At 68.8% G+C, this 7606-nt stretch carries 6 protein-coding genes; all 6 read right to left on the minus strand.

Going from position 1 to position 7606, the window contains the following annotated elements:
- Window positions 1-864 (minus strand): phosphopantetheine-binding protein (locus GM672_RS26665; protein WP_211517446.1); only part of this gene is annotated, 864 nt, incomplete at its 3' end.
- A gap of 103 nt (window positions 865-967) precedes the next feature.
- Complete coding sequence (locus tag GM672_RS26670; protein WP_155473540.1) at window positions 968-2251, minus strand: MFS transporter; 1284 nt, start codon at window positions 2249-2251, stop codon at window positions 968-970.
- Window positions 2252-2305: 54 nt separating this feature from the next.
- Entirely contained in the window at window positions 2306-3412 is a 1107-nt protein-coding gene (locus GM672_RS26675) for an alpha/beta fold hydrolase (protein WP_155473541.1), read from the minus strand.
- Window positions 3409-4350, minus strand: coding sequence for a chlorinating enzyme (locus tag GM672_RS26680; protein ID WP_155473542.1), 942 nt, complete (start codon window positions 4348-4350; stop codon window positions 3409-3411). The genes GM672_RS26675 and GM672_RS26680 overlap by 4 nt, the downstream gene beginning before the upstream one ends.
- Window positions 4347-6206, minus strand: a complete 1860-nt coding sequence (locus GM672_RS26685; protein ID WP_170300267.1) for an amino acid adenylation domain-containing protein — start codon at window positions 6204-6206, stop codon at window positions 4347-4349. Before GM672_RS26685 ends, GM672_RS26680 begins: the two co-directional genes overlap by 4 nt.
- A partial coding sequence (locus GM672_RS26690) for a PfaD family polyunsaturated fatty acid/polyketide biosynthesis protein (protein ID WP_155473544.1) occupies window positions 6203-7606 on the minus strand: 1404 nt, incomplete at its 5' end. The genes GM672_RS26690 and GM672_RS26685, both read right to left, overlap by 4 nt.

Here is a 7606-nt window from a genome sequence, read left to right on the forward strand (position 1 = left end):
TGCATGCTCGCCGAACGGACCGGCCGGCGCCGTCGCCAGCACCTGCCGCCAGTGCGCCCGGGCCGCTGGCGGGTACGGCTGCGCGAGGCGGGCCAGGCAGTCGGCCAGCGTGCACTGCGGTGCCGGCAGCATGGCGGCAGGGTCGTCCGCCAGCATGCGCCATTGGTCGAGCAGCAGCATCAGGCCGTGGCCGTCCAGCAGCAGGCCGTCCACGCTCAGTTGCAGCGTCGCTTGGCCGGGTGACAGCACCAGGGCCACGCGCAGCAGTGCGCCGGGTGTGCGCGCGGGGCGGGCATGCCAGGCGGCGCGGCGTGCCAGCACGGCATCGGCATGTCCCGCGGCCGGGACGTGCTCGACCTGCAATACCGGCGCGGGACCCGGCTCCAGTGCGCCATCGGGTGCCACCACGGCAGACAGCACGGTGTGATGGGCCACCAGCTGCCGCCAGGCGCACGCCAGCGCCGCCTCGTCATGCGGGCTGACGTCGACCTCGCGGTACAGGTGGCATCCGGCCGGGTCGGCCGTGAAATCGGCATCGGACGTGACGAGGAAGGCCTGCTGCAGGGGCAATAGCGGCCAGCCGGTGGCCGGCGCAAGACGTTCCGCCGCCGGCGCCGCGGCCGGCTGCTGCGCCAGCTGTACGTAAAGCTGCTGTGCCAGTGCCTCGAGGCTGAGGCCCGAGCCGAGCGCCCCGACCGGCACGGCGACACCAAGGCGGGCCTGCGCTTCCAGTGCGAAGCGGGTGGCCGCCAGCGATCCCAGGCCCTGTGCCACCAGGCCGACGTTGGCGGCGAACTCCTGTTCCGGGCTGCACGCTGCCAGCACCGCCTGCAGCACGCTCAACACCTCATCCGAGTTTTTCATCCTGTACCTTTTTGCGGACAACACCGTCCCTGGCGCAGCCTGGGCGCGCACTGGAACCGGCATGCGGGAACCGGCGGGGAGCCCGCCGGGGTGAATGGGATACTCAGGCGACCGCGCGCTCCTCGACCGGATCGAGCTGGCTGGTCTGCTCCAGCGAAAAGCCGGCCGTTTCCTTCAAGTTGCGCAGGATCAGCACCAGGGCGATCGCGGGGAAGGCGATGGTGGCGGTGACGGCCGGGCCGTAGCCGAAGCGCGAGGCCGCCCAGCCGACCAGCAGCGGCGACAGCACGAAGCCCAGGCGCCCCAGCAGGCTGTTGCACCAGGCGTAGGCGCTGGCGCGCAATTCGGTCGGGAACAATTCGACCGTGTAGGCGTTCAGGATTGGCACGACGCCGGCGACGGCAAACACCGACACGGTCAGGCTCAAGGTCAGCAGCGGGACACCCGACAGGTTGTAGCAGCCATACGCGCCGGCGAACAGCATGCCGTAGGTCAGCAGCGCGGCGCGGCGGCGGCCGGTTTCCAGCAGGCGGCCCACCAGGAACAGCAGCGGCGTGGCGCCCAGCGCGGCCATCATGATGCATTTCGAGACAGCTTCATACGTCATGCCCAGCGAGTTGATCGCGTGCAGGTTCCAGAACGTGATCAGCGAATTGGTGCACATATAGGTCAGCGCCCAGACGCTGGCCACCACCAGGACGCGGCGCCGATACGGCCCCTTGATCAGCTGGAGCAGTTCGCGGTAGCCGTTGGCACCGGCGCTGCTCTGCTGTGCCTTGAAGCGCTCCGTCTCGCGCAGGTTGCGGCGGGCGAAGGCGATCAGGATCAGGGGCACGGCGCCGACGAAGTAGATGGCACGCCAGCCCAGGTCGCTCTTCAGCAGCAGCGGCGTCATGCCGGCGCAGAAGATGGTGCCCAGCGTGGCGGCCACCTGCAGGTGGCCGATCACGCGGCCCCGCCGGTCGCTGGGGAATTCCTCGGCGGCATAGACCATGCTGACAGCCAGCTCGCCCAGCAGGAAGACCCGCGCCAGCAACTGCACGACGATGAAGGCCCAGGCGCTGCCGGCCAGGCCGGTCAGCAGCGAGCACACCGTGTAGCCGACGATGGTCACCATCAGCAGCGGGCGGCGGCCATGCTTGTCGGCCAGGTAGACGATAAAGAACGACAGGATGGCGCCGATATTGATCAGGCTGACCATCAGGCCCGTGTCGGTTTCCTGCAGGCCCATTTCGGCCACGATGCGCGGCAGCGCCTGCACCAGGGCGACAAAGTCGTAACCCTCGAAGAAGGTGGCCACGCTCAGGAATACCAGCAGGCGCCGCTGGTAAGGGGTGTATTTGCGCTTTGCCGCCGCTGCCGTGCCATCGTGTGCCGCTTGCTTCATGACTCGTATGACCTTTCTGAAAATTCGTTTCGTTGCGTAGTGCCGTGGTTGACGCTAGCGCGGCGCCTGGGCGTGCTGGAATGCGAGGATCCGGTCCATGTCGGCCGCGCTGCCCCGCAGGCCGGCGAGGTGGCCGCACGGCTCGATCTCCACCAGCGTGGCATCGAGCAGGCCGGCCAGCGCGCGCGACCCTTGCGGGTGGGTGGTGCGGTCCGCCGGGCTGTAGCCGACCAGGCAGGGCAGGTCCAGCGCCACCGCGTACTGGCGGCAGTCGGTCGCCATGATCGGATGGTTCATGTGGCAGTAGCGTGCCAGCAGTGCCGGGTTGGCGAACGGGTACAGCGCGAACGGCGCCAGGTCGGGTTCGGACAGGTGGGCCATCGACGCCACCAGCACGTCGCGCAGCCCGGCCGCTGCCACCTTGCCGTCCACGACCATGCCCATCAAGGCCTGCAGGTCGCGCTGGTGCGACGTTTTCGGGGCCAGGTCGCCCAGCTCGAAATCGCCCAGCCACAGCACCAGCGAGCGCACCCGGTGCGGGTAACGGGCCGCGAACGCCAGGGCCAGCACGGCGCCGCCGCAAACACCCACCACATGGCCCTGGGCGCAGCCCAGGTCATCCATGACAGCCAGCGCGTCGGCCACCTGTGCGTCGATGCCCAGTTGCGTCACCTGCGCCGCCCCGCTACCGAACAGGCCCCGCGTTTCCCAGCTGGCGACGCGGCCATGGCGGCCCAGGTGCCGCAGCCAGCCCGCCATCAGGCCGATCGGCATGCCGGGTGCGCCGATCAGCAGCGTGTCCGCGCCACCCGCGGTGCCGGCGCGCACGGCCGGCAGCACGGTCCCATCGGCGGAGGTCACCAGCCGGCGGGTGGCGATGCCGTCGAGACCAGATGCCCGCGCCGCACCGATGGCGGCGCGCGCATCGGCCCGTTCCGCCGCCGTCAGGGGCGCTGCTTGCAATGCAGCCAGGGCGGCCTTGTCGAAGCCGCTGAGCGTGGCGTTGTCCTCCACCGTGCGCGGACGCGGCAGTCCGGCCGCCGCGAACAGGCGGGCAATCGCATCCGCATCGGCCGGGTCCAGCCGGGCCGGCAGGCCGATGGCGTGCTCCAGCTGGCGTGCCAGCGGTGCGATACTCAGGACAGCGCCAGCCACCGTCATGGCAGGCTCGGGAACGCGAAGCCGCGCGTGGTGGCCGAGGCGATCCGGTTGGTCTCGTTGTGGTTGTCGCCCGCGACCACCACCGCGCCGTAGCGATCGAGCTTGATACGGCCGCCATATTCCTCGATGGCGTCCGAGCCTGGATACACCTGCACCGACGTGGGCACGTAACGGGCGGCGAAACCGAGCCGCATCTTCTTCGTGTTGCCCGCATGCGGGTGGGAGGCATGCATCAGCGTCGACCAGAACATCACGGCTTCGCCCGGGCGCAGCTCGATCGAGACGGCGCGGTCCACATCGGGCGTCCAGTCCGGATCGATCTGCAGTTCGCGGTAGTCATAGCCGAAGAAGCCGCGCTTGACGTCGCCGTCCTTCGCCACGCTGTTGATTTCCTGGGGCTTGTACTTCATGCCCTTGGTCTCGTCATAGAACATCTGGTTCTGCGTGCGCGGGATGAACTGCAGGCAGCCCATGTCGATGGTGGCTTCCGTGAACGCGGTCCAGACCGTGATGGTGCCGCCGAACTCGCGATTTTGCGGCCACAGGATCTGCGGCGTGCCCGATGCGTTGGCGAAGGTGTCGGCCTGGTGCCAGTCGGTGCCTTCGTCGCCTGGATACTTCGGGAAGAACTCGCTGCGCCAGCACAGCAGGTCCGGGCCCAGCACGGAACGGACCCGGCCCACGATCTCCGGCGAACACACGTGCTGCGCCAGCATTTCCGAATCCAGGTGGCGGTCGTAGTTGGCGATATTGGTGTTGCCGGAATGGCTGTCCAGCTGATACACGGCATTGCTGCGATCCATCAGCTTCAGGCGTTCGACCTTCCACCGTGCTTCCATCTCTTCCGGCTCATACACCTTGATCGGTGCGATGTAGCCGTTTTCCTTGAAAAACGCCAGTTGCTCGGCGCTCAGGGCGGGAATGGTGGAAGTGATCATGCTGCGCGCTCCATGGTGGAATTGTTTTGCTTGACGGCCCGGTTGACCGTGCTGGCGATATTGATGATCGAGCAGTCGCCGTCCAGTTCCGCGCCCGTCAGCTGCAGGGCGTAACGTGCGTTCAACTCGAGGATGATGCGGCTCAGGGAAAGCGACGTCGCGCCCTGGTCGAACAGGTCGATATCCCAGGACAGGCCTTGCTCGCCCATCATCGCCGCGCTGATCTCGGCCACCACCTGCGTGGTGCCCTGCGACTGTCCGCGCACGGCCTCCTGGTTTTGTTGATCTGATGTCGTCATGTCATTCATAAGTTTCTCTTTGTTCCGCTTACCGTTAGACGTTAGGGGAATCGCCGCCACGGGGATGACTCGGGACGGCACCATTTGCGGTGGCAGCCGGCGCTGCGCTTCCACCATCAGCGCCGGCGCCGGGAGGGCGGCGTCGGCGTCGATCACGACAAAGGCAAGCAGGCGTTTGTCGCCGTCGCCCAGGTCCTGCACCGCCGCGACGCAGTGCGTCACGCCGGCACACTGTTCCAGCTGATATTCGATTTCCCGCAGCTCGATGCGAAAGCCGCGTACCTTCAGCTGATCGTCCTGGCGGCCCAGGTACATCAATTCGCCGTCATGCCAGCGCGCCATGTCGCCGCTGCGGTAGGCCGGCACCGTGCTGCCCCCCGGCCCCAGCGGCAGCATGGGGAAACGTTCGCGCGTCAGCTCCGGCCGCCCCAGGTAGCCGCGCGCGACGCCGGCACCGGTGATGACCATTTCGCCTTGCTGGCCGGGGCCCACGGCGTCGCCGTGTTCATCGAGCAGATGCACCTGCAGGTCCGCCAGCGGCAGCCCGATGGGGCTGTGCTCGGGGCGTTCCAGGTCGCTCGCCGCCATGCGCCGGTAGGTGACGTGCACGGTCGTCTCGGTGATGCCATACATATTGATCACCTGTGGCAGGGCCGCGCCGAAGTGCGCGAACCAGCAGCGCAGGTGGCCTGCCTCGAGCCTTTCGCCGCCCAGCACAATGGTGCGCAGCGCGGGGAAGGCCAGCGCGTCGGCGGCCGCGGCGCGGGCGAACTGCCCGAACGCCGATGGAGTCTGCGACAGGATCGTGACGCCGTGGGCGGCGACGAACGCGGCCAGCCGCGCCGGCGACTCCACCACTTCGCCAGGCACCAGCAGCGCCGCGCCGCCATGCAGCAGGGCGCCCCAGATCTCCCAGACGGAAAAGTCGAAGCTGACGGAATGGCACACGCTCCAGACGTCGTCGGCACTGAAGCCGAACTGCGGCGCCGTGACGTCGAACAGCCGGGTCACATTGCCGTGCTCGACGACGGTCCCCTTCGGCACGCCGGTGGACCCGGAGGTGTAGATCACGTAGGCCGCGTCGTCCGGCCTGGCTGGACGGGGCGTCCACCTGTCATCGGCGGCCGCCGGCTGATCGGTCAGCAGCAGCCGCTGGCCTGCCAGCACGGGCTGCACGTCGGCGCTGCGGCTGACGACCAGGTCGACGGCCGCATCGGCCAGCAGGAAGCGGATGCGTTGCTCGGGGTAGCGCGGATCGATCGGTACATAGGCGGCGCCGGCCTTCAGGATGCCCAGCATGGCAACGATCATGTCGACCGAACGCTGCACGAACATTCCCACGCGTGGCGTCATGTCGTCCGGCCGCGCCGCCAGCTGCGATGCCACGCGCGCGGCCAGTGCCGTGGCGCGCCGATCCAGCTCGGCATAGGTCAGGCTGACGTCGCCACAGGCGACAGCGATGCGCCCTGGCGTTGCCGCCGCCTGCAGGCCGAAGCGCTCGTGCAGGCCGGCGGCGGTCGTGGTGGCACGGCTCATCTGGTCTCCTGTGTGGTTCATTGCAGCGCTCCTCCCTGGCTGCGCCATTGATGTTCGGCTTGCTCCATCAGGGCCTGCGCCAGCACGTCGACGTGGCGCTCCTGCCACCCGGCCAGGCCGGTATTGGCCGCGAAGGCGTTGAAGGCGCCCATCGCCGAGCCGCTGTGGATCTGGAAGTTGGCCTTCTCGGCAACGGTGCCGTCCATGGCGGCGGCGATGGAGCGCGAGAAATACCACTTGAAGACGCGCGCCATGCGGGCCTTTTCGTTCCGCTGCAGGTGCGCCAGTTCGGCCGGGCGGCTGGCCAGGCGGGCCTGGCTCAAGGTCCACACATCGTCAAGCGACGCGCCCATGAAGCGTTCGATCGTGTCGCGCGTGCGGCCGGGCAGGCTACCGATGCCGTCGAAGGTACGGTAGGCCTGGTACAGCTGGTTGGCGCGCGCCGCGAACAGCGTGCCCCGCTTGACCACCTGCACGCGGGCACCCGTGCCGAACAGGTCGCCGGCCGGCGCATAGGCCGTGTCGTGAATGCCCATGTCGGCCAGCATGTCCTTGGCCAACGGCGACGTGCCGGCCTGCGGCGTGCACTGGTGGATGGAACCGGCCACGACGAACTGGGCGCCCAACGCAAATGCCGCGGCGATCGCTTCGGGCGTGCCGATACCGCCTGCCGCGCCCAGCCGGACAACATCGTCCAGCGCCGCCGTGCGGGACAGTTCGTCGCGCACGCGGCGGATTGCCGGCAACAGCGTCAGTGCGACACCACTGTCCGTATGGCCGCCGGAATCGGCCTCGATGCACAGGTCGCTGCAGACGGGCAGGCGGCGGGCGGCCGCGACTTCGTCCGCGTTCAGGCGACCTTGCAAAAGCAGGCGCTGCAGCAGTTCCTCGGCCGGCGGGGCCAGGAACTGGCGGGCCAGCTCGAGCCGCGACACCTTGGCGAACACATGGTTCACCGCCTGTGCACGGCCCCCACGCATGCCGGCGCCACGGAAGCGGAACTGCACGATGCAGGCCGCAACCTGCGTGAAGGCGGACGCTTCCAGGTACTCGATGCCATGCTCCAGGAACAGCTCGACCATTGCCTGCTCCAGCTCCGGTCGGGTGGGCGTGGCCAGCAGGTTCATGCCGAACGGGGCGCTGCGGCCGCTCTCGGCATGGATGGCGGCGATGGCCTGACGTACGTCATCGGGCGACAGGCCGCCCGTGCCGAAGAAACTGAGCAGTCCGGCGCGGCTCATGCGGGCGATCAGCGGCACCGAGGCGATGCCCCGGTACATCGACCCGGCCACATAGGGCAGGCGCACACCGTGGTGGGCGCAAAACGCTGTGCCCAGCCGACCCGACGGCGCGCGCGGTGGCGGTGCAACGGCGGCCTGGGCCACGGCAGGCGCCACGGGCAGCGCGGCCGGTGCCGGTGC

It is taken from the genome of Pseudoduganella buxea (assembly GCF_009720835.1).
In the GTDB taxonomy this organism is placed as follows: Bacteria; Pseudomonadota; Gammaproteobacteria; order Burkholderiales; family Burkholderiaceae_D; genus Rugamonas; species Rugamonas buxea.

Bases quoted from the DNA above. Each gene is read 5' to 3' on its own strand.
- GM672_RS26675 (WP_155473541.1), bottom strand. From the start codon at position 3,412: ATGACGGTGGCTGGCGCTGTCCTGAGTATCGCACCGCTGGCACGCCAG.
- GM672_RS26685 (WP_170300267.1), bottom strand. From the start codon at position 6,206: ATGAACCACACAGGAGACCAGATGAGCCGTGCCACCACGACCGCCGCC.
- GM672_RS26680 (WP_155473542.1), bottom strand. From the start codon at position 4,350: ATGATCACTTCCACCATTCCCGCCCTGAGCGCCGAGCAACTGGCGTTT.
- GM672_RS26670 (WP_155473540.1), bottom strand. From the start codon at position 2,251: ATGAAGCAAGCGGCACACGATGGCACGGCAGCGGCGGCAAAGCGCAAA.